The 26,206-nt window shown below is 59.7% G+C and carries 22 protein-coding genes; 7 read left to right on the top strand and 15 right to left on the bottom strand.

What is annotated here, in order from left to right; all coding sequences use genetic code 11:
* Nucleotides 1–102 precede the first annotated feature (102 nt).
* A complete protein-coding gene (locus tag P0D73_RS35935) occupies nucleotides 103–999 on the top strand; it encodes a LysR family transcriptional regulator (protein WP_408259484.1) in 897 nt (298 codons plus the stop codon).
* Between the two features lie 630 nt (nucleotides 1,000–1,629).
* Here the strand turns inward: P0D73_RS35935 and P0D73_RS35930 are convergent.
* The 15 genes from P0D73_RS35930 to P0D73_RS35860 form a co-directional block, all read right to left on the bottom strand.
* Nucleotides 1,630–2,367 (bottom strand): sulfatase-like hydrolase/transferase, encoded by a 738-nt coding sequence (locus P0D73_RS35930; protein ID WP_408259489.1) that lies wholly within the window; start codon nucleotides 2,365–2,367, stop codon nucleotides 1,630–1,632.
* Between the two features lie 294 nt (nucleotides 2,368–2,661).
* Nucleotides 2,662–5,364, bottom strand: a complete 2,703-nt coding sequence (locus P0D73_RS35925) for a tetratricopeptide repeat protein (protein WP_408259482.1) — start codon at nucleotides 5,362–5,364, stop codon at nucleotides 2,662–2,664.
* A gap of 140 nt (nucleotides 5,365–5,504) precedes the next feature.
* A complete protein-coding gene (locus P0D73_RS35920; RefSeq protein WP_408259480.1) occupies nucleotides 5,505–6,659 on the bottom strand; it encodes a UvrD-helicase domain-containing protein in 1,155 nt (384 codons plus the stop codon).
* Nucleotides 6,656–8,290, bottom strand: coding sequence for an ATP-dependent nuclease (locus P0D73_RS35915; RefSeq protein WP_408259477.1), 1,635 nt, complete (start codon nucleotides 8,288–8,290; stop codon nucleotides 6,656–6,658). Before P0D73_RS35915 ends, P0D73_RS35920 begins: the two co-directional genes overlap by 4 nt.
* Before the next feature lie 208 nt (nucleotides 8,291–8,498).
* Nucleotides 8,499–8,750: a hypothetical protein gene (locus P0D73_RS35910; RefSeq protein WP_408259474.1), complete on the bottom strand. Its 252-nt coding sequence runs from the start codon at nucleotides 8,748–8,750 to the stop codon at nucleotides 8,499–8,501.
* The gene (locus P0D73_RS35905) at nucleotides 8,750–9,613 is read right to left on the bottom strand and encodes a shikimate dehydrogenase (protein WP_408182336.1); all 864 of its coding nucleotides are present in this window, start codon (nucleotides 9,611–9,613) and stop codon (nucleotides 8,750–8,752) included. Before P0D73_RS35905 ends, P0D73_RS35910 begins: the two co-directional genes overlap by 1 nt.
* 17 nt (nucleotides 9,614–9,630) lie before the next feature.
* Nucleotides 9,631–10,593, bottom strand: coding sequence for a sugar phosphate isomerase/epimerase family protein (locus tag P0D73_RS35900; RefSeq protein ID WP_408259471.1), 963 nt, complete (start codon nucleotides 10,591–10,593; stop codon nucleotides 9,631–9,633).
* Between the two features lie 123 nt (nucleotides 10,594–10,716).
* Nucleotides 10,717–11,799, bottom strand: a complete 1,083-nt coding sequence (locus P0D73_RS35895; protein ID WP_408259469.1) for a Gfo/Idh/MocA family protein — start codon at nucleotides 11,797–11,799, stop codon at nucleotides 10,717–10,719.
* 86 nt (nucleotides 11,800–11,885) lie between these two features.
* Nucleotides 11,886–13,280: an MFS transporter gene (locus tag P0D73_RS35890; RefSeq protein WP_408182341.1), complete on the bottom strand. Its 1,395-nt coding sequence runs from the start codon at nucleotides 13,278–13,280 to the stop codon at nucleotides 11,886–11,888.
* Between the two features lie 39 nt (nucleotides 13,281–13,319).
* Complete coding sequence (locus P0D73_RS35885; protein WP_408182342.1) at nucleotides 13,320–14,219, bottom strand: NAD(P)-dependent oxidoreductase; 900 nt, start codon at nucleotides 14,217–14,219, stop codon at nucleotides 13,320–13,322.
* 131 nt (nucleotides 14,220–14,350) lie between these two features.
* The gene (locus tag P0D73_RS35880) at nucleotides 14,351–15,223 is read right to left on the bottom strand and encodes a sugar phosphate isomerase/epimerase family protein (protein ID WP_408182343.1); all 873 of its coding nucleotides are present in this window, start codon (nucleotides 15,221–15,223) and stop codon (nucleotides 14,351–14,353) included.
* Between the two features lie 35 nt (nucleotides 15,224–15,258).
* Nucleotides 15,259–16,044, bottom strand: coding sequence for a TIM barrel protein (locus P0D73_RS35875; RefSeq protein ID WP_408182345.1), 786 nt, complete (start codon nucleotides 16,042–16,044; stop codon nucleotides 15,259–15,261).
* A complete protein-coding gene (gene iolB, locus P0D73_RS35870) occupies nucleotides 16,041–16,880 on the bottom strand; it encodes a 5-deoxy-glucuronate isomerase (RefSeq protein WP_408182347.1) in 840 nt (279 codons plus the stop codon). The genes P0D73_RS35875 and iolB overlap by 4 nt, the downstream gene beginning before the upstream one ends.
* Complete coding sequence (gene iolD / locus P0D73_RS35865; protein WP_408259459.1) at nucleotides 16,877–18,790, bottom strand: 3D-(3,5/4)-trihydroxycyclohexane-1,2-dione acylhydrolase (decyclizing); 1,914 nt, start codon at nucleotides 18,788–18,790, stop codon at nucleotides 16,877–16,879. The genes iolB and iolD overlap by 4 nt, the downstream gene beginning before the upstream one ends.
* The gene (locus P0D73_RS35860) at nucleotides 18,787–20,772 is read right to left on the bottom strand and encodes a bifunctional 5-dehydro-2-deoxygluconokinase/5-dehydro-2-deoxyphosphogluconate aldolase (RefSeq protein ID WP_408259456.1); all 1,986 of its coding nucleotides are present in this window, start codon (nucleotides 20,770–20,772) and stop codon (nucleotides 18,787–18,789) included. Before P0D73_RS35860 ends, iolD begins: the two co-directional genes overlap by 4 nt.
* A 519-nt stretch (nucleotides 20,773–21,291) precedes the next feature.
* On the opposite strand from P0D73_RS35860, the gene P0D73_RS35855 reads away from it, so the two are divergent.
* The 6 genes from P0D73_RS35855 to P0D73_RS35830 all read left to right on the top strand — a co-directional run.
* Nucleotides 21,292–22,170, top strand: a complete 879-nt coding sequence (locus P0D73_RS35855; protein ID WP_408182352.1) for an IclR family transcriptional regulator domain-containing protein — start codon at nucleotides 21,292–21,294, stop codon at nucleotides 22,168–22,170.
* Nucleotides 22,171–22,739: 569 nt separating this feature from the next.
* Nucleotides 22,740–22,925 carry a hypothetical protein gene (locus P0D73_RS35850; RefSeq protein WP_408259453.1) on the top strand — a complete coding sequence of 62 codons (186 nt, stop codon included), beginning with the start codon at nucleotides 22,740–22,742 and terminating at the stop codon, nucleotides 22,923–22,925.
* A gap of 80 nt (nucleotides 22,926–23,005) precedes the next feature.
* Nucleotides 23,006–23,632: a hypothetical protein gene (locus P0D73_RS35845; RefSeq protein ID WP_408259451.1), complete on the top strand. Its 627-nt coding sequence runs from the start codon at nucleotides 23,006–23,008 to the stop codon at nucleotides 23,630–23,632.
* Nucleotides 23,633–24,040: 408 nt separating this feature from the next.
* Nucleotides 24,041–24,595 carry a hypothetical protein gene (locus P0D73_RS35840; RefSeq protein ID WP_408434967.1) on the top strand — a complete coding sequence of 185 codons (555 nt, stop codon included), beginning with the start codon at nucleotides 24,041–24,043 and terminating at the stop codon, nucleotides 24,593–24,595.
* Nucleotides 24,596–24,644: 49 nt separating this feature from the next.
* Nucleotides 24,645–25,112: a hypothetical protein gene (locus tag P0D73_RS35835; RefSeq protein WP_408434965.1), complete on the top strand. Its 468-nt coding sequence runs from the start codon at nucleotides 24,645–24,647 to the stop codon at nucleotides 25,110–25,112.
* A 270-nt stretch (nucleotides 25,113–25,382) separates the two neighbouring features.
* A partial coding sequence (locus tag P0D73_RS35830; protein WP_408259439.1) for a hypothetical protein occupies nucleotides 25,383–26,206 on the top strand: 824 nt, incomplete at its 3' end.

Here is a 26,206-nt window from a genome sequence, read left to right as displayed (position 1 = left end):
GCCAGTGGCGACCCGGTCGGCGCGATGCTAACGTTGCACGTTTGACATACTTACGAAGCAGACCCTCGGGCAGGGTCGCGGCCACGCATACGACAGAGACTTATGAAAAATCTCGATCTAAATTCGCTCAGACTATTCGTCGCAGTCTGCGAAGCGCAACAGATTACGAAAGCCGCGCGTAGCGAGCATATCGTGGGGTCAGCCATCAGCAAACGTCTGGCCCAACTGGAGGATGTTGTCGGAACGACGTTGCTTGTCCGGAAACGGAGCGGGATTGCGCCAACGGCAGCCGGGGCAACGCTACTTAAACATGCAAAAACAATGCTCGCCACGGCGGCGGAAATTGAGCGCGATATGGCGTCCCATACGCAGGCGATCGACGGAAACGTCAAGCTTGTTACGGCCGCAACAGCAATAGCGGAATCGCTGCCAGATGCCATCGCCAGTTTTCTGCGCGATCCTCTCCATCGTTCCGTCCGGGTTGAAATTCAAGAACGCGTAAGCCACGAGGTCGCCTCTGAAGTACGGAGCGGTGCTGCGGCGATTGGTATCTGCTGGGATGTGGTCGATCTCACGGGCCTGGAAACCAGATTTTATGCGGCCGACCAACTAGGCATCGCCGTGGCTCAAAGTCATCCCCTAGCCAACCGGTCGGAGATTCGATTCGAAGAGACACGTCCTTATGAGCATATCGGGATGCCCCCGTCGAGCGCGTTCCAGGCTGCTCTCGATCACGAAGCTTCCGCATCCGGGCAGCAAATTAATTATCGCGTCGTCGTTAGTACCTTTGACGCAGCAATTCGGGTTGCTCGATCCAACCTCGGACTCGCCGTAGCGCCGAGAGAAATCGTCGAGCAATATATTGGTCCAGGCGGCCCGTGCTTTGTTCCTCTTTCCGACGACTGGGCCCAGCGGCGTTTTGTACTGTGTTTCAAGCAACTGGCTTCGTTGTCCGTGGCTGCGCATTCGCTGCTTGATCATCTCGCGTTGTCCAAATAGCAGAACGATGCACCGAGGCAGTTTTCCGTGGTTGGGTCTGCCAGAAGGTAACGATCTGGCGGAGATAGTGAGATACGCTTGCCCGCCATAGCAATTGGACGAATGGCTGCTGTCGCCCCTGGAACCCGCCGTCAGAATCACACTGTGACGACTACCTCCTTGGGGTCGACTGCAGGCATTCAGGCGCACGCGACTCCATGTTGAAATACCTCTCGATCATACGCGGACGCTCTGCGGCGAGAATTCGCGATTGGAAGCCTTCCACGGCAAGCTGGCGGGATGACGCATGAGCCCGCAACCTACCCAGTCTGGTAGGTCCACGGGCGTTCCCTCTTCGTCTATCGCACGATGGCAGTTCGTAGAGCAAGCCGCGAAAAGCGTTGATCTGCATGATGCGTATTTTCATCAACTGCGCGAACCCCGTCATGGACTTGGGACCGCCAACGACGGCCGTGCTCGCCCAGACGCCACGCTCGACAGGGGCCGCTGGCCCGGGCAACCAGCGGCGTGAGGAAGTCATCGGTCAAGCTTGATGGCGGCCTGGACGAGACTTATGAGCATGGCAGCCACACACTGACATGCGCAGGCGGGCACGACGTCTCTGCAGACTGCACCACACGCCCCGCCCGCTCAACCGTGCCTGCGTATCTGCACTTGCACTTTGCCGTCGCGAATCGGCATCACATCCGGACTGTCCTCGCCCACTTCGTTCGCAATCATGTCGTTGAGTTTGCTGTTCATCGCGAGGAGCAGCTCCCCGTTGCGCGTGCGATCCGTGGCGAGATTGCGCAGTCCCAACAATGTCGGCGCGATGTCGATATGTGAAGTCAGCGCGTTGCATTGTTTGCCGCCGGGATAGGCTGGGTGGCGGATCACCAGCGGCACATGGTTTTGCGGCTGATACGCGGTCGCGCCCTTGCCCACCAGTTGATGGGCACCGACGTGGTCCCCGTGATCCGCGGTCATCACGACGATCGTGCGTTCGTCGAGTCCCAATGTTTGCAAGGTCTGCAACAGCCGCACGACATGGGTATCGCAGTCGCGAATACAGTTGAAGTAGTTGTTCTGGTACGTGCGGATGCGCTCGTCGGTGAACGGGTAGGCGCCGACGAGATTCGCGTGCGCCGCGTTGAACATGCCGTGCGCAGGCGGCCTGCCAGGTTCGTCGTAAGGTTGATGGCGCGAGGCCGCGAGCGGCGTACGATCCCACGTCTGCTGATAGAGCGCGTCTTCCGGCGGCCGCGCATTGCCGAGCATCGGCTTGTTACTGTCTTGCAGGTCCGAGCCGGGCGGATCGGTGTTGACGAACATCGCGTCGTGCGGATTGACGAGATTGACCGCGAGAAACGCAGGCTGACCGGCCGTTATAGCTTGGCAGCCGCCGTTGACAAGTCATGGGATCGGCGGTCCGCTTGGGGTCGGAAATACGCACTGGCGACTGGTCGCTTCCGGGCAGCGGAATGTCACTGGCCGCTTTCGCGCGATGGATTTGAAGAGCGGACTGACGCGGCCCAACGGAGACCTAGGCAGCGTCTGCCTTTGGACGGCAACCCAGATTGCCGTAGCATGCCAACAATCTCGTCGAGAACGGTTCGGAGCCGGCCACTCCTTGCTCTGACCAACGACGAAGCCCAGCGGCGCGGTCTAATCTCAGCCTTCGAGTTAAAGCCCTTGTCGCGCGGACAGCCTGTGGCCTTCAGCCTTTTTCTGGCTCGCCGCGACTGCGTATTCCAGGTCCTGCCGGGCATTTGCGTCTCCGAGCTTCGAGCGGATATCGTAGCGTAGCTCCAGAAATTCGCTCCTGAAGTGTTCGCCCTTAAGCAGTGCCAGTGCCGCGTCGATCCGCACGAGTGCCCCGGCAGGATCGCCAAGTGCGAGTCGCGTGCGTGCCAGCAGGCGTTCGACCCATGCCGTTGACTCCTTCTCCACTAAGCCCAACAGCACCGTCTCGGCCTCAGCCGCCCGGACCATGTCTATCAGAAGTTCAGCGCGCCGCTGGGCGTGGAAGTCGGTCGGCTTGACCATAGCGTCGTAGAAACGAAGCGCTTCGGCCCGCAGGGCCACGGCGTCCACGCTCGGGATCCTCGCAGCCTCGGCGAAGATTTCTGCCCAAGCGAAGCGGTCGGCGTCGGTGCCGAGACCTTCGAGCACCGGCACCGGGATCTGGCGAAAGATGTCCATGAAGAGGTCGGGCATTTCGGTGGAGATGAACCGGCCCAGCGGGGCGAAAGCCCGCGGGCCTTGGCCAACGCCTTGGTTCGAGGCCTCGACGATGGTGGTTTTGATCGCCTCAGCGTTGCGGGCGATGATGTCGTTGCGCCAGTGGCCTTCGCCGGCAGGCAGGCGTTCGATGAGGCCCAGGATCACCGAATAGGTCACGTCCTCGCCCGCGCCCCATCGCGCGAAAACCGCGTTGACCAGCGCGATGGTCTCGGCTGTCTTCTTTGGATCGGACCTATAGATCGTAACTAGCTGCAGCCGCGCCTCGTCCATGGGAAAGGGCCCTGCCAAGACAGCCTCGAACCGCTCGGCCGCTTCTGCCGGGCGGTTCAGGCGCTTGAGCGCCTTCGCTTCGTGATGCTGGATTTGGGCCAATTCGCGCGACGTTAGGTCCGGCAAGGCGGCCAGGGCGGCGAAGACCGGCATCCGCTCTTCCAAGCGCTTACGCGCCACGCGATCGCCCTCACGCTTGTCGACCAGGAAGAGCTGTTCCACCGCTTCGATGGTGGTAATTACCGCGAGGGGACCACGCGGACCATGGCGCAAGCATGCCGCCTCGGTCACGGGGTTGCCGACGAGGTCGGGGCGTACCTCGTCCGGCTCCCATACCTCTAGCAGGGCGTAGAGGCACGGACCCTCGTCGAGGCCGGCGGCTACCAAGGCCTCGAGCTTGGGCATCATGGCGCGCACGAGGGTCCACAGGCGCAGGCCCGGTTCGTTAGCGACCTCAACGATGAAGGCCTGAAGCGCCTGGTCGAGCTTCGCTGATCGGGCCGCGTCGCACCAGTCGAGGCTCTTGAGAGCGGCGAACACTACGTCGTGCAGACGCACCAGTCCGCCGCGATCGACACTCGTCAGACCATAGGCGTTTAAGTTCCGCACGCCGACCCGCGCGACCTCGTGGGTGAGAAAAGCCGTGTCGACGGCCGGCAGTTCGGCCCACAGAAACACGGACAACTCCTGCCGAAGCTGGTTCTTCAAGCGGTCGAGCAGCCTGTCGACCAGGCGTATGCCGTCCTCGTCCAAGAGCTTACCAACCGCACGGCAATCGTCAGCCAGATCGTCCCAGGTTACGCCCGACCGGGCAGCGGCCCGCAGCAGGCTCAGGCATAGGGGGTAGCCGTTGACGCTCGCCCAGATCGTCTCGAACACCGCCGGCGGGCAGGGCGGTCCGGACGCGTCCAATATCGCCCGTGCTTCGTCCCGCGTTAGCAACGGCGGCTCGTAGGCCCCGTGTCGAGCCAGACGGCGGGTCAGGATCACGTGCGAACCCTTGCCGCAGTACTTGGTCAGGGCCTCGACGGAGATATCCTGGTGCGCGTCGTCGATGACTAGCAGGCAGCCACCAGCTTCGAGCAGGCTGGCGATGTTGCGGGGGTCGCCGGCCCGCACCAACGGAAAGGCCCGCAGGCTCTCGGCCCGCTTGATCTTGTCGCCGTCGAGCCAGAGGCGGATCTGGTAGGTACCGCGATGTGCGTCTGCGTAAGCCATCGCCGCGACCGACTTGCCCAGGCCGCCCATGCCGGCGATCGTCAGTACGGGTTGCACGGCCAGGCGGGCCACGATCTCGACGTCCACATTCGGCCGCGCCAGAGTGTCGGAAGGCAAGGAGGGCACCAGCGCCGCCGCCACTTCCTCGTCGACAATGCGGTGGAGATCGGACAAATAGGGCGTCAGCCGCCCGACTATCTGCTCGTTGAGCAGCAGATGATCGACGATTTCGGTCGCGATCTCCTCACTGCCGAATAAAGAGAGAGCCTTGCCAGCCATCTGCGGCCAATCGCGGATTCGCGCCTTGAAGTCGGCGACCTTCTGGGGGCGAGCGCGCTCGCCAGCCACCAAGTAGATCTGTTTGGCCGCCGGCCGGTCCTCCAGAACTTTCAGCAGATCCCTCTCGGCCTTTGCCATGGACCCGTCGAAATACCCGCGGCGATCCGAATATTCGACCGCCTCCTGGCCATCGTCGCTCTCGCTGTCGACGACGCCAGCAACGGGATAGCCGCGAAGGTTCACTCCGGCATGTGTCATGCGCACATGCGCACGCGCGCCCATCACGATCCCGGCGAACCGTTCGAACTCGGGACCCACCTGCTCCACCCCTTGGGCGATTGTCTCGATGAGGGCTGCGCGGCGCTTGGAATGCATCTGTTGGGAATCGGCGGATCAGTGGAACAGTCGCGATCCATTCTATTGGAGGCTGGTCCGCAGCGCCAGCTATGGGTGCCGAGCGCGGCCAGACAGTCGAGCGGCGTCCCAACGTCGCGGATCGGAGGACGGGGCCGACGTTACGTTGGCGCCGCGCGCTCGTAGAGCGAAAAGCCTGCAGGCAGGGGCGCGGCCCCCCAATTCATCGCGATGGCCACGCTAAGGCGACCCCGCGTGAGCGCGACGTAAAATTTGGCTCGACTCTGAGCCTTCAACTCGGCCGACGGGTCGACCAGCCACTTTTGCATCGGCACCGTGGGAAGGATGACCACATGGTCAAAGCCTCTCCCCTTGGATTCTCCAAAATTCATCGCGGGTGACCTCTCGTCGACGCCACTACTGGTGATCTTATCGCGCAACTGCATCGGTCTGACACTCGCCAGATAATGCGCGTAATCGGCGGTCTTGAGGACGAAGACACCTGCGCCCGTCGGCGAACCTTTGCGGCACTCAACACACTCGCAGGCTTGACTGGCGGCAAGCGCTGGAAACAGACGCGAGGAGACCGCGCAGATGGCGGCGCTGTTGCGATGCGATCGGCTCAAGCTCGTTTCGTCGATCTCGACAGCGACCTTCCGGGGAAGCTCCTGCTTCAGGAAGGCGACGATACCGCCATCGGCGTATTTCCCATGGCGGCGCTCGTGATGGGTCAGATAGGTCACCTGCCGCGGGTCGCCGACCATTAGCAAGTGCGCGGAACTGCGGGCGAGCGCCGCCAAAATGTCGAGATCGTAGCCGGCCAGGTCTTGGACCTCGTCGACGAAGACGTGGGGGAACACGCGGCTAAGCCGATCGATGACGGCGCCGCCGCTTTTGTCATTGCACCGGATAACGAGCTTCGCGAGCTTGTCCGAATAGACCCGGCCGGTTGGGTCGAAGAAGTGCTTTCCGATCTCCTCTTCGGGCCACGGCACTGCTATGCCTTTGTTGTTGCGGAAGCGAATTCCCGACTGCGCTTGGACCAGCAGCATGCCCGTGAGGGGAAAATCGAACAGGCCGCCCTGGAAGGGCTTTACGCCGTGGGTGATCAGGAGGCTAAACCAAGTCATGATCACGACATTGGCCGGCACACGACCCACGAGGTCGAAGAACCTCTGGCGAATCTCCGCCTCGTTGGACTCTGTGTAGGTCGTGATCAGGACCCGCTCGCTCTTGATCTTGACCGCGTGCTCGACGAGGTAAGTCGTCTTGCCGGAGCCGGCCGCGGCGATGACGATCTTGTTCTCGCCTGTCACGGCGCGATGGCCTGCTTGATATAGTCAGGGTAGGCGATCGCGGTCGTTGATTTGAAAATTGACAAAGCGCTCTCAGTCTTGTTGGCTCGCATATGGGTGCGAAGCTCGTCGTCCGTTTTCGCCGATGTTCCCAGCACACTGTTGAGGGTCGCGAGACTGTTCGCCTTCAAAATTTTCGGTTCCAACGTGTTGTAGTTGAACGCCTTGCCTTTAACCGTCAGAGATCCGCTGTCTACGACGGGATCGAAGCAGATATTGACGAGAGCTTCGCCTTTGTACGCGGCATACTTCTTTTCGACGGCGGCGGTGTCGCCGTCGTTGTCGGTCACCACAGCCACCGGAATCTTCAGCGCCGTCGCCAGCTCAAGGAAGCGCAGGAAGGCGGTGCCGACCGAGATAACGTCGATGCCGTCCTGGATGGGCAACCGTCCGCTGTGGGCGTCCATATAGGCCCGCTGGACGACGAGCTCGTCAGAGTCGCCTTCCACCAAGATTGCCTTTCGGGCCAGCGCTAGGCGCAAGGTGTCGTATCCTGCCAGCTTCTTGAAGAAATCGCTGGCCTCCAGCTCCGAGATCCGCACCACCTTGCTGTAACGCAGCACGATCAGATGATCGAGACCAAGCTTGTTCGCCACAAAGCTGCTGTGGGTGGAAATGATGATCTGCTTCTGCCCGTGCTGATCGGTCAGGTCGGTAATCAGTTCGTTGAGCCGCGCGTGCGACAGGTGGTTCTCAGGTTCTTCCAGCAGGATGGCCGTGGCCTCGGCGCTCTTCTTGGTGCTGAGAGCCAGCTTGGTCTTGATCACACATTGCTCGCCCTTGCCGATATACTGGAACGGGATGAAGTCGATGTACGTCATGAGGCTGCTCTCCCAGGCGGTCTGGGATGACAGGTCGACCGAAATGCTGACCGACTTCTGGCTGATTTTGGCGGCCTTGGTGATCCGCTCGTTGATTAGCTGCAGGTTTCTGTCCTCGACGAAAGCCTCCTTCAGTTTTCGATGGGCCTGCGAAATCGACGCCCGCTCGGTCTCCTCAAGCACGTCGCGAATGATCCGAGAGACATAGACGTCGGAGCCATTCTGCAAACGGGCGCTCGATGAATCGATCAAGGCGGATTTGATCGGGATGCTGCGCGAGGTGATGCCCTTGCGCGCGAACGAGCGCATAGTCGCCGTGTAGTACTCGACCGGAATGGAGGTCAGCTCGCCGGCCGCCACCAGCGCCTCATACGGCCCCTTGTAGTTCTCCTCGTCGAATTCAACGCGATAGACCACGCCGCTGGCTTTGATTTTTTCTGAGTTTCCATCGCCTTCCAGTTCAGCCAGTTCGCTTGAATCCCCGGAGAAGAACAATTCGATGGTGATCGTTGGCGGCGGCAGCGGAGAACCGGTGACGAGGCTCTGCACGTACTTGGTCTGTGCTGCCAAGTTGAAGAGATAGCTTGTCAGGTCGCTTTTCAGGGGCCGGCCGTGCAGGAGCCCCGTCAGCGCCAGATGGATCGCTTCCAGGATCGTGGTCTTTCCAGACTCGTTGGCACCGACGATGACGTTCAGGCCGTCGTTCAAGACGAGAGTGAAGGTCTCCTCGTAACACTTGAAGTTCGTGATCTTGACCTTGGCAATCTTCATGCGCCCTCAGTTCGTCGTTGCGCGCTGACGCGCTGATTCAAATTGTAAGGCCAGCGACGCCGTAAGGCGAGCAGCAAGCGGCGCAATCAATCCGAGAGCGCCGCTTTTCTGCTGAGTGGTCTCAGAGCCCTTAGCCCTCGAATGTCCGGAAACTGGAGCCGAGCTAAGGGCAGGTAGTGGCCGATTCGTTGAGGTCGCCAACGGCCGCTTAGTGGCATTTGAGTTTGCAAAAACTTGATTCTGCTGACTGACCGGTTTGGAGAAAGTTATCTGACCGTTGTGGGTCGAAATATGCCGATCGCATCAGGCGGTCATCGGCCAGCAAAGGACGTTCGCCCGGCGCGTCGACCTGACGTTCAGATGATGGCTTTCCTAATAATTCGGCCGTTCGCTGCCGCAAAATGCTTTTATCGCCGATTTTCCAAAGAGCCAGCGGGCTTACGAATGTACGAAACTCCATTACCGCGTTCTAGTCAGCAGTTGCATGTGTTCTCTCATTCGTTGCTGGTCCGCGGCTATTCCTGTGAACAGACGAAATTGCTCGGCGGCCTGCGAAAAGAACATGCCTTTGCCGTTATTTGTCCGCGCTCCCAGCAGACGAGCAGCTTTAAGAAGTTCGGTCTCTTCTGGCGAGTAGATCAGGTCGGTCACCCACAGATTCGGGCGTAGCAAACGCGCTGGGAGTGGGCACCCGGGATGTGCATCCATGCCAATAGGTGTCGCATTCACGAGGCCGTCCGCGCCGGCGAGGGCTTCGGTCAAGTCTTCGACGATACTAATCCGGTCGGCTCCATGAGTCGCGGCGAGACTGTCGACCACAGGCTTCGCTTTATCCGGATTCCGAACCCAGAGATTTACGTGGCCGACCCCGCAGGCGAGCAGTGCGTGCGCGACAGCCTTGCCCGCACCACCCGCGCCAAGTTGTACGACCCGGTCGGTTTTAACGTCTGTCATGTTGCGTCGGAACGAATCCGCAAAGCCGAACCAGTCCGTGTTGTGACCGATCGATCTGCCGTCTTTGAGAACGACGGTGTTGACCGCACCCAGCAGCCGCGCGTCACTCGACAATTCGGAGAGGTGCGGCAGAATAGCTTCCTTGCAGGGATGCGTCACTGCAAAGCCGTTGAAGCCGAGTTGTGCGCCCGCCTGAAGAAGAGTAGGTAGAGCGTCATTGCTCAAGCCGAGGGCGGCCAGATCGACCAGACGATAGATGTACCGCAATCCACATTTTTCTCCTTCCTGCATGTGAATTTGCGGCGCTTTTGAAAACTGCAGATTCGTGCCGATCAAGCCGATCAGGATCGCGGGCTTAGGTTCAGACATGGTTTGCTCCACTGAAATCAGATTGACTGCGGTGCGAAGTCGGCGCGCTCGACCGGCGCAACGGCCTTCAGCAGAGCAACCGAGCGACGAACTCCTTCGACGCGCGACATCAGCACGTCTTCATGCTCGATGGACATCCATCCGTCGTAGCCGTTCATGCGCAAGCGATAGCAGAAGTCTTTCCACCATGCTTCCGGGCGACCGTAGCCTAGCGTGATGTAGCTCCATGCGCGTGCCGCGATGTCATCGAGCGGACCATTTTCGAGCAGACCCGTCGTGGCGCACCGGGTCGGATTGATCCCCGTGTCTTTCGCGTGCACGTGATAGATGGCCTTGCCGAGTGCATCGACGGCGGCGATCGGGTCCGCACCCATCCACATGAGGTGACTCGGATCGAGGTTCGCGCCGACGACGGGGCCCACCGCCGCTCGAAGCTTCAAAAGTGTGGGGACGTTGTAGACGAGTTGATTGCCGTGCAGTTCGAGGCACAGACTCGTTATCCCATGATCCGACGCGAACCTCACGAGCGACGTCCAATGCGGCAACAGGACCTCGTTCCATTGCCAATTGAGAATCTGCTGCGTTTCTGGCGGCCAGGAAGACACGATCCAGTTCGGCATGCGATCTCCCGGTGCACCGCCTGGCAGGCCCGACATCAGACACACCCTGTCGAGGCCCAGCTCGGCGGCAAGTCGGATGGTGTCGCGGACCACAGCCGATTGTCGATCCCCGTCCGTCGGATGGAGCGGGTTTCCATTGGCATTCAGGGCAATCAGGGAAAGCCCGCGATCTTCGAAGGCATCGAGAAATGCGCGTCGTTTGCCACTGCTCGCGAGCAATCCCGCAAGATCGATATGAGGCGCCGATGACCAATTGCCGGTGTTTATCTCCACGCCCGCTATTTCCATCTCCTGTGCCGCCTGCAGCATAGCGCTCAGCGAGAGGTGGGACAGACTGTCGGAAACAAGTCCGATCTTCATTGATAACCTCTGCAAGGGTTGAGTCCGTCGACGAGACTTTCTCGCTTGCCTCGATGACGCTGCTTCTTTATCGTTCGCGGCAGACGAGTGATGGAAGGGCAAAAGGCGTTCATTCAACGGCTCCTATGAAAGCGGCACAATCCAGCCTGTTGCCGCGGCCTCTTTCACGGCGAGGGTCGCCGCGAGCGTCTTCGCCGCGCCGCGTGCGTCGAGCAGCGGCTTTGCTGTCCCACGGATGACTTCGCAGAAGTGCTGCATTTGATTCGTGAGCGGGTCGCTGGTCGACTGCAACGTGAAAGGGTCTTGCTCCGGAATTGAAGCCCGCTCCGAGCGCAGAGGCGACCACCAGCTCAAGTCCGATCCGTGGTGCCATAGCTCGAGACGCGGCACCGACAGGGATCCCTCCATGCCGGCCACGAAGTAGCAGGCTTCATCGGTTCGCGGGAAGGCCCGGTTCTCGCCGGCGGTCATCTCCCAGTTCCAAGGCGACACAGCGGCGTCCGAAATCGCTAACGTGCCGATTGCACCATTGCGAAATCTAAGGATGATGCCGACCGTATCCTCGACCGGAAAGCCGCGAGCCGCATTCGAGGACGATGCCTGCACGCTTTCGATGTCGCCGCAAAGGTTACGAAGGTCGTCGATGACGTGAATCAGGTTGAGGAGCAGTACGCCGGCACCGGGCTGCCCGCGCCACGCGGTCTTGCCTTCGAAGTAGTCCTTTGGCTTGAGGAACCAGCAGAATCCTTGAACCGCGGTGATGCGGCCCAGACGCCCTGAGTCGATAATGGACTTCGCGCGTTGTGTGAGTGGGCTATGACGGCGATGGTGACCAACGAGGACCGGGACGTTGGCAACCTCGGCGGCGTCGGCGAACCGAATAGCTTCTTCGACGGACTCACAGACGGGCTTCTCCATCAACATCGGCACGCCGTGTCTGATCAACTCCATGCCAGCCTTGAAATGGAACTGGTTCGGCAAGCCGATGACGACGCCATCCGGCTTTTCCTTGGCCAACATGACCTCGAGATCCGGGTACCACGATACCTGGAGGCTTTCTGCCTGCTCTTTCGCTTTTGGTGCAGGGTCAACGATAGCCGCCAGTTGCGCGCCTGGCACCGCAAGCACTCTCTTGATGTGTTCCTGGCCAATGAGCCCAGCACCGGCAACCGCGATTCGAACGGATCTAGTGTCTTCTGCTGCCATCTAGCGTCTCCTGTCTAAACGATGGATCTTCGTGTTGCACTCCACACATGGATCAGGAGTGTCCATGCCCTTCGGCAAACGGCTGGCTAGACGGCAATCTTCCGGCTGGCTTCGATGCGAATGCGTTCATATTCGATTTCGTCGACCGGTACCGCATGCTTGTTTCCGAGGTCCTCCATGCGAATGCGGTAAGTCTCCCGTGCACTCCATGCGGCGAACGCGGAGAGACAGGCGACCGCGAAGGCAATCGAGCCGACCTTCAGCGGAATGTTCGACGATCCGGGCGGCGCGACGGCCACGAGCAGAATCGGAATGAACGAACCCAGCACGACACCGATGTTGTGGGAGATTGCATTGCCGGTAACCCTGAATCTCGTCGGGAAGAGTTCCGGCCAGAAGCTCGGCACGATGGCGTTGTAGCCTTGATACACTACGCCCCACGCGATCATCGAGACGATGAATGTGAGCATCATGCTGTGGATGCTAATGGCGTAGAGATAGAGCACGGTGGCGATGCCGGAGCAGATCATGCCGACGACGAACGTCGGACGACGGCCGATCTTGTCCGAGAGAATGCCAGCGAACGGAATGGTGATGACGGCTATCACGTTCCCCAGTACCGGAATCCAGAGGAACAGCTCCTTCGGAAAGCCGATGCCATAGGCCGGCTGAGCGGCGTAAGCGGCGCCGAACACCGTGATCGTCGCCGGGACGACGTAGGCGAGCGCCATCCCGATGACTCTCAGCATATCCGGCCACGCAAAGCGGAACGTCTCGAGGATCGGCGCCTTCGACACCTGACCGGACCGGACCTCCTTGGTGAACTCCGGCGTCTCGTCGACTTTCCTTCGCACGAAGAGACCGACGATCACGATGGCTACCGAGAACAGGAACGGAATCCGCCAGCCGATGCTATAGAACATCTGTTGCGGCATGAAGTGGAGGAGCGGCAGGAACACACCGGCTGCGAGAATCTGTCCTGCCTGCGTGCCTTGCGCGATGAAGCTGCCATAAAAGCCACGGCGTCCAAATGGAGCATGTTCCAGGACCATGGAATTGGCTCCGGGCTGTTCTCCGCCGAGCGCGAAGCCTTGCACCAGGCGCAGCACGATGAGCATTGCCGGCGCCCAGACGCCGATTTGTTCGTAAGTCGGCAGCAACCCGACGCAAGCCGTCGAAATCCCCATCAGGATCATCGAGAATACAAGCACGCTTTTGCGACCGTGGCGATCACCCCAGTGCCCGAGGAAGAACGCGCCGAACGGACGCGCGAGAAAGCCGACTGCATAGGTCGCAAGCGAGGTCATGATCGCGACCGTAGGATTGCCCTTGGGAAAGAACAACTGCGGGAAGAACAACGCCGCGGCAGAGCCGTAGACGAAAAAGTCGTAGTATTCCAGTGCGGATCCCATCCAGCCACTGGCTGCTGCCTTGTTGACCTGAGACCTGTTGCTTGAAACGCGTTCTGTTGACGTGCTCATTTGTCATCTCCTCCAACTGTTGTCCCGCCGCTTAAAAGCTCACGTAGTTGCTTTCTTCACTTCAACGCCGATTACTTCTTCGAGTAGCTTGATCAGGCACTGGTTGTCGTCCGTCGGATAGCGGGTGTTGGCCGCCTGGAAGAACTGTGTCGCCACGCCGGTAGCCATCATCGGTACGCCGTGCTCCTGCGCGAGCGCCATCGTGATGGTCAAGTCCTTGTAGGTGTTGTAAATGTTGGAACCGCTGCCCGTGAACCTGCGCTCCATGATCGCGGGCACGGTGTTCTGGAAAATCGGCGTGTTGGCGACGCTCGTGCCGATGACGTTGTAGATCGACTCAGCGGAGAGGCCAGCTTTAACACCGAGTGCAAGCACTTCGAAGATGCCGGAGTAGATGCAACCGACAAGACCCTGAAGACAAGCCTTCATCACCTGACCCTTGCCGACTTCCTCACCGATATAGTTGATGTTCTTCGCGATGGCCTTGAAGGCATCGAGGCACATCTCGTAGGCTTCCTTATTGCCCGACATCATGAGCGTCAGTTCGCCGGCATCCGCGCCGATTCGGCCGCCGGATACTGGTGAATCGATAACATGAATCTTGAATTCCTTTGCGGCTTCTTCCATCTCGCGAACCGCGGGACTACCGATGGTGGCAGTCAACACCACGACCGAACCTGGTTTCATTGCGGCGAGAAGCTTGCCGTTTCCGACCAGCACGTCCTTGGTCTGGCGCGCGTCCACGACCATCACGAAGACGACATCCGACGATGCGCCGACTGCCGCAACGTCGGTGCCGGCTTTGCCGCCACAGGCGACGAAATCAGCCAGTTTTTCTTTGCTCATGTCGTAGGCTGTGACAGAGAAGTCTCCGGCGACGAGATTCTTTGCCATGCCCATACCCATATTTCCAAGACCTACCACGCCAATGTTCTTCATGACTCAATACTCCTAATAAAATGAATTTCCTGCCGGAGAAGACCAGAACGTGCTGGATCGACCTGAACCCGCGACTACGTGATTGCGGTTCCGTCGCGACGCTCGTCCGAGCTTCGCGGTGAACCGAAGAATTAGACGGCGGAGCCGAACACTTCGATGAATCGACCGACTGAACGACGGAAACTTTCTTCGAGCGAATCGCCTTCTGGCCGGTACACGTTTTCAAGAGAAACGACGCCGTCGAAGTTGTCCGCGCGGAGCGCTTCGGCGAGTGGCACCAGATATTCGGCGAGGTCTCCATCGCCGAGTGCGCAAAATTCAACCGAGCCGTTCTTGACATCCACGCGTGCGTCTTTCAACTGGATATGCACGAGATAGTCCCGAATCTGGTCATACGCTTCCGGATACGGTGTCTCGGTCGAATAGAGGTTGTTACCGGTGTCGAGCATGATGCGCAGATGTTTCGATCCCATCTCTCTGACCATGCGTGCGGCCAGCGAGCAGGAACTGAGCATGGTGTCGAAGCCCGTCTCCACGGCTATGACGATGTCGTTCTCTTCGGCAATGCGCAATGGCTCTTCATACAGCTTGAGCAGCTTCGGCCAGGCCCGATTTTGATTGGCGAGAAAGCGCTCGGCGCCGTGCGCACCGAAGATGACGGGTGGCCGCTGGAACGGCATCGCGCGAACAAGTCGTGTGCCAAGCCGCTTCGCCAGCGCGATCGACTTGCGGAACGCGTCGAGGTCCTGCTGATAGTCGTCGTCGGTGGCTTCGGTCGTGAGTGCCGGGAGCATGTAGAACGACCGCGGCGAGACGGCCGAAACAGGGCACTCCGATGCCTTGATCAGCCGCACGATGTTCTCGGTTTGCACATCGTCGTGGCAACCAGCCGGAAGATTCCACGCGCCGCAGAACTCCGCGTAAGGCAGCTTCAATTCGCGCAAGACCTTGAGGCTGTATTCAAGGTCTTCGCTGACGTGGTTCGTGATTGCGCCAATCTTCATCCGATGCTCCTCATGCTCTGGTTTTGTGTGGCGAGTCAGTCGTGATATGCCGAAAAGATCGATCTGAATCTCGCCAGTTCGGCCTCGCAGTCACCGGGTGCGAAAGCTTCGAGGCCAACGCTGCAGTCGTATCCGAGCCTTACCATCGCTTCGACGACATTCGCATAATGAATTTCTCCCCGGCCCGGAACATCGCGCATGGGAACATCGGCGATCTGGACTTCTCCGACGAAGCCTCGACACTTCTCGAGTAGATTGATCAAATTTCCGCCGTCCTTCTGCGCATGAAAGAGATCGAGGTTGATCCGAATGCGAGGGCTGTCGACTGCCTTGACGAGGGCAAGAATGTCCAGCGCACTGTGAAACGGCACTCCCGGATGATCCAGCGGATTCAGGTTTTCGATCGTGAAATCGACGTCGTGCTGTTCGCCTAACTCGGCGATCCGGCACAGCGTGCTTCGCGCGTTCATCCACATCGCGCCGGTCACATGCGAGATCGGATTCATCGCAGGACCATCCTTGGTCAGCTTGCCGCCATGCAGATTCAGAAGAGGTCGTCCAATTGCCTTGGCAAGCGGAATCTGCTCGGTGATGGATGCGATCATCGCGTCGGCGGCATCGGGAAATGCCAGATTTCCACGGCCGAAGCCATCGATCATGGAGTAGGTCGCTCCTATGCTTGCGAGGCGCTCGACGTCGTAGCCGTCCAGACTCCAGAGACCTACGCGAAAGCCGAGTTGATGCAAACGCCCGACTCGTTCGTAAAACGGTAAAGCCGGAAACGTCATCTCTGCGTTGACCGCAAGCTTTAGCCTGCTCATGATGCTTCCTTGTTCGATCCGACCGCGTCGATCCGAGCGTTGTCCCGCACGGCGATCCAGTCGTGTTCCGGGTCGTTTTTGAAGTGCCAGGAGCGTTTGTCGCCTGCCATGACGTTGAGGTAGTAGCTGTCGTAGCCATAAGGAACGACCACCGGGTGATAACCGCGTGGCACCATCACGACGTCATGATTTTCAACAGCCATGGTTTCGTCGAGATCGCGCTTGTCGGTATAGACACGCTGAAACGCAAAGCCCTGAGGTGGATTCAGTCGATGGTAGTAAGTCTCCTCGAGCGAGCTTTCTACGGGCACGTTGTCATGGTCATGCTTATGCGGCGGGTAGCTCGACGAATGTCCGCTCGGTGTGATGACTTCGACCACCAGAAGTCCTTCGGCGACTTCCGTTTGCGGAAGGATGTCGCATACATAGCGCGTGTTCGCACCGGTGCCGCGCGTCGAGCGTTTCATTTGCCCCGGCGTGATCAGACGCGGCGGATAAAGACCGGCTGCAGGCGCGCTGGCAACGCCGATTTCGGCCGCGCCCTCGGCGCGCACGCGTGCGGTGATCCCTGGAGGAAGATAGAGCGCATAGGGAGCTTCATCATCGAAAACGCTTTGGCGCGTACCAATGGATTCCCAGCGCTCGTCGCCCGCCTCGATAGTCACCGTTCCCGACAGCACCACGATGCACACTTCGCGCTGCGGCTCGTCGATCGTCACAAGGTTGCCTCGCTCGATACGATAGGCGGCGAATCCGACATGCTTCCAACTAGCCGACTCCGGCGTCACGCGGCTAATGGTTTGCCCTTCGACGGACGCTTTCACCAACAGACTCATCGTTGTTCTCCTTTCTCGACCTTCGCCCGCAATGCAAGTGCGGCCTCGTAGGTAGCTCGTGCACTGCGTACCGCATCGCGTTCGGAAACCTCGGGGACCGCGACTTCCCACCAGCAGCCGCCTTCGTTCGACGGGCGGCCGGGGTCGGTGTCGATGCTGATGAGGTAGCTTCGATCGGCGGAACGTGCGCGCTGCATCGCCGCTTCGAGTTCGTTCAGATTGGAAACGCGCTCGGCGAGGGCGCCCATCGATCGCGAATGCATGGCAAAGTCGATGTGCGGGGCGCCGTGTGGCCCTTGCCAACAGTCGTCGATCAAGTTGTTGAAGGGCGCGCCCCCGCACGCCTGCTGTAACCGGTTGATGCACGCGAAGCCGCGGTTGTCGAGCAGGACAACAATCAGCTTCGCGCCGAGCATCACCGAGGTGGCGAGTTCGCTGTTCATCATCAGATAGCTGCCATCGCCGACCATTACGATCACTTCACGCTCCGGGCGGGCGAGCTTCGCGCCGAGGCCGCCAGCGATCTCGTAACCCATGCATGAATAGCCGTACTCCATGTGGTAGCCGCCGGGCGTGCTCGTACGCCAGAATTTCTCCAGGTCCGCCGGCAGCGTTCCCGCGGCGCAGACCACGATGTCGTCGTGTACAGACCGCGCACTGGAGCGTTGCACGGCGCCGATGACTTCGGCTTCGTTGGGCAAGCGCTCGTCCGGCATGGTATTCGTCACGCGCGCGACGGTATCGCGCCAGCCTTGAGCGCGCCGCTGCGCATCTGTCGTCCACTGCAACGGAGCGCGCCATTCAGCCAACGCCGCGCCGAGCGTTTCAAGGGCCATGCGGGCATCGGCTTGAACTTCGACACCGTTTCCCTTAATCGCGTCGAATGCGTTCGCGTTGATGCTGATGAGGCGTGCCCGGGAGAACAGGGCATTCGACCCTGTCGTGAAATCCTGCAGCCGGGTGCCCACGGCAAGGATGCAATCGGCTTCGGCAGCGGCTTCGTTCGCCGACAACGCGCCCGTCACGCCGACGCCGCCGAGCAAGAGAGGGTGATCCCATGCAAGGGCGCCTTTCCCCGCCTGCGTTTCGGCTACAGGGACGCCATGCCGTTCGGCGAAACGACGCAGTGCATCGGCGGCTCCGCTATACAGTACGCCGCCGCCGGACACGATCAAGGGGCGCTTTGCGGCACGCAGCGATTGTGCCGCGCGCTCGATTTCGTGAGCCACAGCGGCGGGCGCATGAAACTCGACGACACGAGGCTCGAAGAACGACGTCGGGTAGTCGTAGGCCATTGCCTGAACGTCCTGTGGCAGCGCCAGAGTCACGGGGCCGCACATCGCAGCATCCGTGAGGACGCGGATCGCACGCGGCAGCGCGCTCAACAGTTGCGCCGGATGAACGATGCGGTCGAAGTAGCGCGACACTGGCTTGAGCGTGTCGTTAGCCGAAAGGCCGCCGTCATGGAAATCCTCGACCTGTTGCAGGACCGGGTCGGGTGCTCTCGAGACGAAGATATCGCCCGGGAGAAGCAGCACCGGGAGCCGGTTGACGTGCGCGAGAGCCGCGGCGGTAACCAGATTTGTGGCGCCTGGGCCGATCGACGTGGTAACGGCCATCATGCGCCGGCGCATGTGTGCCTTGGCATAGGCGATCGCGCTGTGCGCCATCGCCTGCTCGTTGTGGGCCCGGTAAGTCGGAAGCACGTCACGGTGCCGATAGAGCGCTTCACCGATGCCGGCGACGTTGCCGTGCCCGAAGATCGCGAAGACGCCGCCAAACAGCGTATCGTTGGCATCGGTGCGCAACGCGACGAGATAGCGCACGAGCGCCTGCGCTGCCGTGAGACGAATGGTGCCCCGTGCAGGCTCCTGCGTCATGGCTTCGGGCTGGCGTTCACGCTGATTCATGCCGCGCACTCCTGAGAAGCCTGCCTTGCCGCATCGGCACGCGCGGCGCGCCATGCGCCAATCAACGTCTCAAAGGTTGTGCGTACTCTCGCGATCAATTCGTCATCGTCGATTTCTCCGGCGAACCACGCGCGGCTCGGTTCATTGAAAATCGTGCGGCCGACCGTGAAACCCCGGCAAGTCGTCGAAGCCGCCGCGGCCTTGAAGCCGTCGCACACCTTGTCGATGGGCGCGGACAACCCCAACAGCACGACACCCCGGCAATACGGATCACGTTCGGCAATGAGCCTGTCGATCGCGCGCCACTGAGCGGCGCTCATCGATTCGAGCTTCCACCACTCGGGAAAGATTCCGATGTTGTACAGGCGGGCGAGCGCCCGATAAACAGTGTCATCCTGGATTGCGGGACCGCTCTTCGGAACGACGATTTCAAGCAGCAGTTCGTTGCCGCTATTCTTGACCGCTTCGTATAGCCCCTGGATTTGTGCCTCCTGCTCGAGTCTGAGCTCGGCGGGGTGATCCGGATGGTATTGCACGAGACATTTCGCAATGTGTTCTCGCGGCCAATCGATCAGCGTCGTCCCAACGGATCTTCCCTGATCGAATTCGAGCGGAAGCGAACCGGGCAATTCGACGGGACGTCCGATCCACCATCCGCGCCCGGTTGCGGCATTCAACGCATCCTGACCATAGCGGCCATCGATCAGCACGCCGATCCTGCCTCCCAGGGCGAGATGTTTCTCGGTCTGCGACGCGGCTTCGACGAAGAGTTGCTTTAGCACGGCGATCCTCGCCTCGTCTGCTCCGGATTGCCGTGCCATTTCGAGGAACTGCGGACGATGGTCGAAGGCGAATCCGAGCACCTCGCTCCATTCAGTGCGCGCCGGCGTCACGCGGTGCAGACGTGCAAGCTTCGCGTCCAGGTCCGGCCTCGCCATTCGGTCAGGCGTAAGCTCTGCCGTTTCGAGGAAGTAATCGAGTTCCGCGGGAGTCGGCATGGCCGGCGCGCATCCGTGACGCGCCACGACGAGCGCGCCGCACGCGTTGGCTTTGCGCGCGCAGGCTTCGAGGGGTTCGTCACGCAACCAGCCTGACAGGAACCCGGACGCGAATGCGTCGCCGGCGCCGAGCACGTTGAGGACTTCGACCTGGACGCCGCCATGGATCGGCGCATCATCGATCGACGCCGGTACGTCTCCGTGTACGATCTGACAGCCCAGCGGTCCGCGCTTGACGACGAGCGTCGCCTCGGTCACGGCTCGCACGGCGGCGAGCGCTTCAGTCAGATCGTGCTTTCCGCCGGCGATCCGGAATTCTTCCTCGGTTCCGATGACGAGATCGAACAAGGGAAGGATGCTCTGGATATGCGTCGACACGCTGTCGTTCGCCACGAACCGGGTCTCGCCGTCTGCCTTCGCGGTCAATCCCCACAATACCGGCCGATAGTCGATATCGAGCACCGTGCGGACCTGATTGCGGCGCGCGTAGTCGAGCGCGCGGCGACTCGCCCGATTCACCTGGTCCGTCGAAAAGTGAGTGCCGGTGATGAGAAGGGCCTTCGACGATGCAATGAAAGATTCATCGAAGTCGGACTCGTCAATTGCCATGTCGGCGCAGTTGTCCCGATAGAAAACGAGCGGAAACGTGTCCCTGTCTTTCAGCCCCAGAAGAACTAGCGCGGTTAACCGGTCGTCGTCGACGCGCACGTGACTGACGTCACACCCTTCGTTGGCCAACGTCTCGGTCAGGAATCGTCCCATATGATCGTTGCCGACACGAGCGAGCATAGATGAAGCGAGCCCGAGCCTCGCGCAGCCGAAAGCGATATTTGCCGACGAGCCGCCAAGGTATTTGGCGAAGCTCGACACGTCTTCCAGGCGCGCGCCGACTTGCTGCGCATAGAGGTCGACAGCGAGACGGCCGAGACACACGATGTCGATTGGCCGTCCTTGACCGAAGCGACTATAAATGTTTTTAGTCATCCTAAATTCCACAAATTAATAGATTCGGATAGTGACTTGTAGTTGCTGGACGAGGGCGTGCTTTCTCCTTTGAAAAAAGCGATCTCGAAGAAAGCAGGAAAGCCTTATTAAAGGACGTCCGTCGCTACGATGTGTCGATGCCGAAAAATGTCAGGGACGCTGCAGCACCGCTGCATAAGCGCATGTGGAGCTTTGACACATACCTCGGTGCCGGGAATGGTCTAGTTGTTGCACTGCCGTCTCCTATCGTATTGATTTCTGGGCGACGTCAACGCCGCTCGGTCATGGTTGCTTTTCTTTACTGCTGGGGCGACTGTTTTAGTTTGGAAGTTCCGCCCGCTGTTTGATTGAATGCTAACCGCTTCCTGCGAGCAAAAGTGGGCGCTTATCGACAAAGTGTGCGACATACGCCCACTTTCGTGTCACCATCTAGCAGGGGCGGCAGACGGTTTCGTAAGACGAGAGCATCTGTCTCGCCGCGAGCGCCGAATTCGCACGTACTGTTTGGGACCAAGCTATATGAAGTCATTGACCGATTCAGACCTTGCCGAAGACAACGAGAATGCCGCTCCATCGCCGCTGGGCGCGGGGCTGCTCGATCCTCACTCACACCTGGCGGGCGCGATTGAGCGATTTAGTGATGACCCGGATTTCGTGACTGCGCTGGCGCGCGGGCTAGCGGTGATTCTCACGTTGTCGGAGAAGCGCAAGCGGATTTCAATCGCCCAAGTGAGCTACCTCACTGGAATTCCGCGGGCGGCAGCTCGCCGCAGTTTGTACACCTTGACCAAGCTCGGCTTCGCCGCAATGGACGACTCCAAGCATTTTTATTTGCGCCCTCGGATTTTGACGCTCGGACATGCTTACCTATCGACCTCACCGGTCGCGGTACTTGCTCAGCCAATCCTCGACCGACTAGGTGAGACGCTGGAACACGGATGCGCGCTAGCCGTGCTCGATAACGACGAGATTGTCTATCTCGCGCGCTCGGTCTCTTCCCGCGTACTTTCGCCGGCGCTAAACGTTGGTCGACGCCTGCCAGCCTTCTGCGCTTCGATCGGCCGGACTCTACTTGCTCAGCTGCCGGAATCCGAACTGGAAAGCTACCTGAAAACCACCCGGTTTCAAGCGTATAGCAAACATACGGTCACCAACCCCGATGAATTGCGCGTGCTGCTTCAGAAGGCCCGCGCGGATGGCTATGCGTTCACGAGAGAGCAAATTGAACCTCATCTGTGCTCGATCGCTGTCCCGGTCCGCGACAGCGCGGGCAATTATGTCGCGGGGCTGAACATCATCATTCACGGGAATCTGATTACCGAACAAGAGGCTTCTGAGCGATATTTCGAACCATTGCACCAAGCCGCAAGGGTGCTTGGTAACTCTTTGATCCTCTAGGCGACCGGCAGATATTCGCCGAATTCCCGATGCCACCGCGTTCGAGCTTTTGGGATTTAAAACTTTAGATTTCAAAAAGGATGGTGCGTGGTGGGTAGATGGGATGTTGCGAAAATCGGGGAGGGCGCGCTCGGCGCAACAACCTAATGTCAGTTGGCATGTTCGCAATTTGTCTTCGCCAGTGGCGGTTGTAACTTGAAAGCCGTCGTTGCAATCTCGCGAGTTCGAGCGACGGCTCAGGGTCGGCTACGGTCGACCGCCTTGCGACTTCGCATGCCGGCTGAGCGGTTCCATCGATCCGTCGGAATCGGCCGGTCGAATCCGCAGTCCGGAGTGGTCATTGTGGACGCTCCAATTCGGCGAACAGAGCACACGTCGGAATGAAGGGACCGGTGTAAACACCGATCCCTAGCGTTTGCATGTCTTACGATGCATTCATACATACATCACAAGAGTGCGTACAACTCCTCGCTGGTAAAGCGGAAAACCATTAGCCCTATCAAAAATGCGTGATTAAGGTATAGGAACCACAGGGGCGTTTTCTCGCCGTTTCAACAACGAGGAACGCCATGTCATTCAATCGAAATTTTCATGTACGTACCGAAGCGGTAACGCTTTCGGTTCGTCGCTGCAATCCGCGCGTTGGCACCACGCACACCTACGTCCTGAACGGCACGCTCCTGCGTGACGTCCTTGTCGAAGGCAGGTGGGTGACGGTGCACGCGAGCAACCATCTCGAACCGCGGGCCGCGTAAGCGGACGCAGCGCCCTTGATTTACGACCCCTACGGGACACGCCCCGTAGGGGCGTGCTCCGTACTTTTCCGGAGCATTGCATGAGCATGCAAATTAATACTGCTGAACTCGGCACCTTGTCGCCCGAAGCTGCCAATCAGAAGCAGTGTTTCACAGACCTTGAACAGTTCATCAAGATCTCTGCTGACTCGATCGGCGAGTTGCGCAAGGTGGATGTGTATCGCGTCATCAGTTCGGTACGGTCAGGCAACGTAGACGGCGTAACGAGACGCGATTTGGCCACTTATATCGCGGCGAAGCGCCACGATCTCGTCGCCGAAGTCACGGATGTCATGCAGGAGGATTTTCCTCAAGATGACTGGGCGGCAGATTGTGTCGCGGGTCGGAAAATGGTGCCCACGCCAGATGATGTCCATCGTGTGTGGCTTGCTAACCTGAAAGAAGGCGATCGCGTCGAGGTTCCGTATTCCTTGGCAAAGGAAGACATTAATCTCATGACGGTGTTTGAGAACGACGGCGTATGGATTCGCTTGCTGCCAGACGGGTTCAGCAAAGGGATAGACAACACGGTCCTTGTAGACGCCGTCAGCGGCGTACTGCATTACGCGTCAGTTCAGATCGGACCGCCAGGAACAACGAATGGAAAAATCCTGTCGGTTTCGGCCGAGGTGGATCAGCAGCACGGTTCGCCGTCGCTCAGCATGTAATCGATCAACCTGAAAACCCGCCCGCCGCGTGTCCCCCAACGGGACCTTCGGCGGGCTTTTTATTTGTCCGCGGCGCGCAAAGTATCCGATGCAGGTACCGACCATACACAAGGCATTCGTCGGGTGGTGGTTGATGCGCCGGATATAGCGATGGCGATTCCGCGTTTTCGCTTTCGGAGGCGAGCCCCATCGACGGCTGGTGATCGGCTTTGGTAGAGCATCAAGCCTCGGTCGATAGACGCCACAATTTCAGCATCTTTTCACGGGAGCGGGCCCCAGCGGTGGGCTTACTCTAAGGAAATTCACCGCGCCACAGGCGCATCGACTGGTCCGGCAACGGACCTTTTTCATTTTGTCCCTATGGGAGCTTTCTCCCACGGGGAGGGCTCTCGGTCAACTGGAGCCTTCATGAAGAGCATTCCTCACACACCGCGCTACCGCTCCCGTTCTTGGGAACATGTCCGCCGGGCATCCACGAGAGACTTGCCTGCAGATTTCGCGCGTCACTTGCGCGAAGTCGCCCGTCCCCTGCAGATTGCCTACCACGGTCTCATTTCAGCGTTTGACGGTCACCCGGCAGGGATTGAGTGCCGCATCAAGGACCGCGACTCCTGGGCATTCGTGCTTCCGGATTCGTCTGGCGTAAAGGCGTGGCGCATTCAACAGTTCGACCAGGACGGATTCGTTGGCCATCTATGCTTCGACTCCATCGAAGAGGCGGTCGAAGACATGCTTCGCATGGGCTATTGCGTGACCGATCCAGGAGCGCTGGATCGTGTCGGATCGACTAACCGTTGGGCGGTAGGAGTACGTCGTGCGGCGATCATGCAGAAACAGCAGGAAGGCCTTATCAGCTATCGCCAGATGGTCGAAGAGCTAGCGGCCTTTTCAAAGCATCCGTCGACATCCCCTGCCAGCGGGATGGTCTCATCTCCGGCGACCCATCCAAAGTCCTGTTCTTGAGGCGTCGAACATGAACACTGCACAGCGAATCAAAGCCGCCGCAATGCGCATGCAAGACGCGGGCGTAATCATCGATTCCGAAGCGGACGCCGACCGGTTACACATTGACGCGCGGTCGTTGGAAGGCATTCCCGACGAAAGTGTGTTCTTTCTCGAAGGCGAACCTGCCGCAAACCTGATTTCCGAAGCCCAAGCCTACGCCGAAGGTGTCACGTTCGACGAAGCGTTAGCGTTCGTCGTCGAAGGGTACCTGGACAATTACAAAGAAGACGCGCCGCGCAAGGCGAACACCGTGCGCGAAGCCATCAACGCCGAATTCTGGTGTGGTCTTAGCCCAGAAATCGCGGGCATTGAAGCCGACTGCGTTGTTGGCGAGGCCGTCGTCAAGTTGCTGACTGTCGTTCATGCGATTTGCACGCGCGTCTACGCGGAAGACGGGGGCGCGATGGAGTCGCACTACGTCTTGCAAATGAAGCACGTCGCGCTTCGTCAATGCAACTGTTGGTATTTCGGCTAGTCGTCCCCGACTTCCTTGCCGGGGAGTCGATGCCCTGCGGGATACGTGCGGCGGCTTTTGTATGAAGACGTTTCACGCCCGTTAAGGCGTTAGCTGTTCATCTTTTTACCCCGCGGGTAAGCGATCCCGCCGGGGTCGCTCCGCATTCACTTGTGGAGTTTCTATGTTCGAAGCAGCAATTCTTGGCGCATATCCCGCACAGTTCGAGACGGAAGCTGAAGCGATGAAGTACATCGAGGGTCAGCAGACGTGTCCGAATGAAGTTCGTCCGTGGGTGCGCAACATGAAGCGGGCGGCGGGAGAGAAGGAATTTCTCGTCATCGGTGGCAGACCGACGCCCGACCGGGGGGCAGCGTGATGAGTGCGGCGCTTACCGAGCCGAGCTGGCTTTCGGCGTATGCGGTCGGTCAAAAGCAGGGATGGGCACAGGCTGTCATGGCCTACGCCGATTACTACTGCGTTGACGGCAGTGCCGATGACGATCCCGATATCGAGGAACGTCTGACCATGCATCGCCCGCCGATGGTGGGCTATGCAAGCCGTACGGGGACGCGTCGCAATCTCGAGGCCCTCTCCGATGCGGACTGGCGTCTTCTGGTCTCGGCCAAAGGCGAACATCGCACAGAGGGTATGCGCTATGCGATTGATAACGGCGCGTGGACTGCGTATCAGCGTGGCGAGCCGTTCGATGAATCCGCGTTTCTGGCGGTCGTCGAAAAGCTCGGCGAGCGCGCGGACTGGATCGTCCTCCCGGACATCGTGCAGGGAGGTCTCGCGTCGCTCGACTTCTCGTTGCGCTGGAAGGAACGTCTTCGGGGAATTCCGTCACAGCTGCTCATCGCGGTGCAGAACGGGATGCAACTGGAGGACGTCGCGCCGCTCCTGTCGCCCGTCGTTGGGATTTTCATCGGCGGATCGACTGAGTGGAAAGAAGCAACGGCAGAAGCGTGGGGATTGCTCGCACGCCGGCGCAACTGTCACCTTCATGTCGGTCGCGTCAATTCGGCTCGTCGCATCCGCATCTGTGCCGCTGACCGTTTAGATCTGGAAGACTGTCGCAAGCTGAAGTCCCTCAACCGCTACCTGACGCGGAA

Source organism: Paraburkholderia sp. RL18-101-BIB-B (genome assembly GCF_046026985.1).
Lineage (GTDB): Bacteria > Pseudomonadota > Gammaproteobacteria > Burkholderiales > Burkholderiaceae > Paraburkholderia.
Note: the sequence above shows the minus strand (reverse complement) of the source record. Positions and strands in the feature narration are given on the sequence as shown.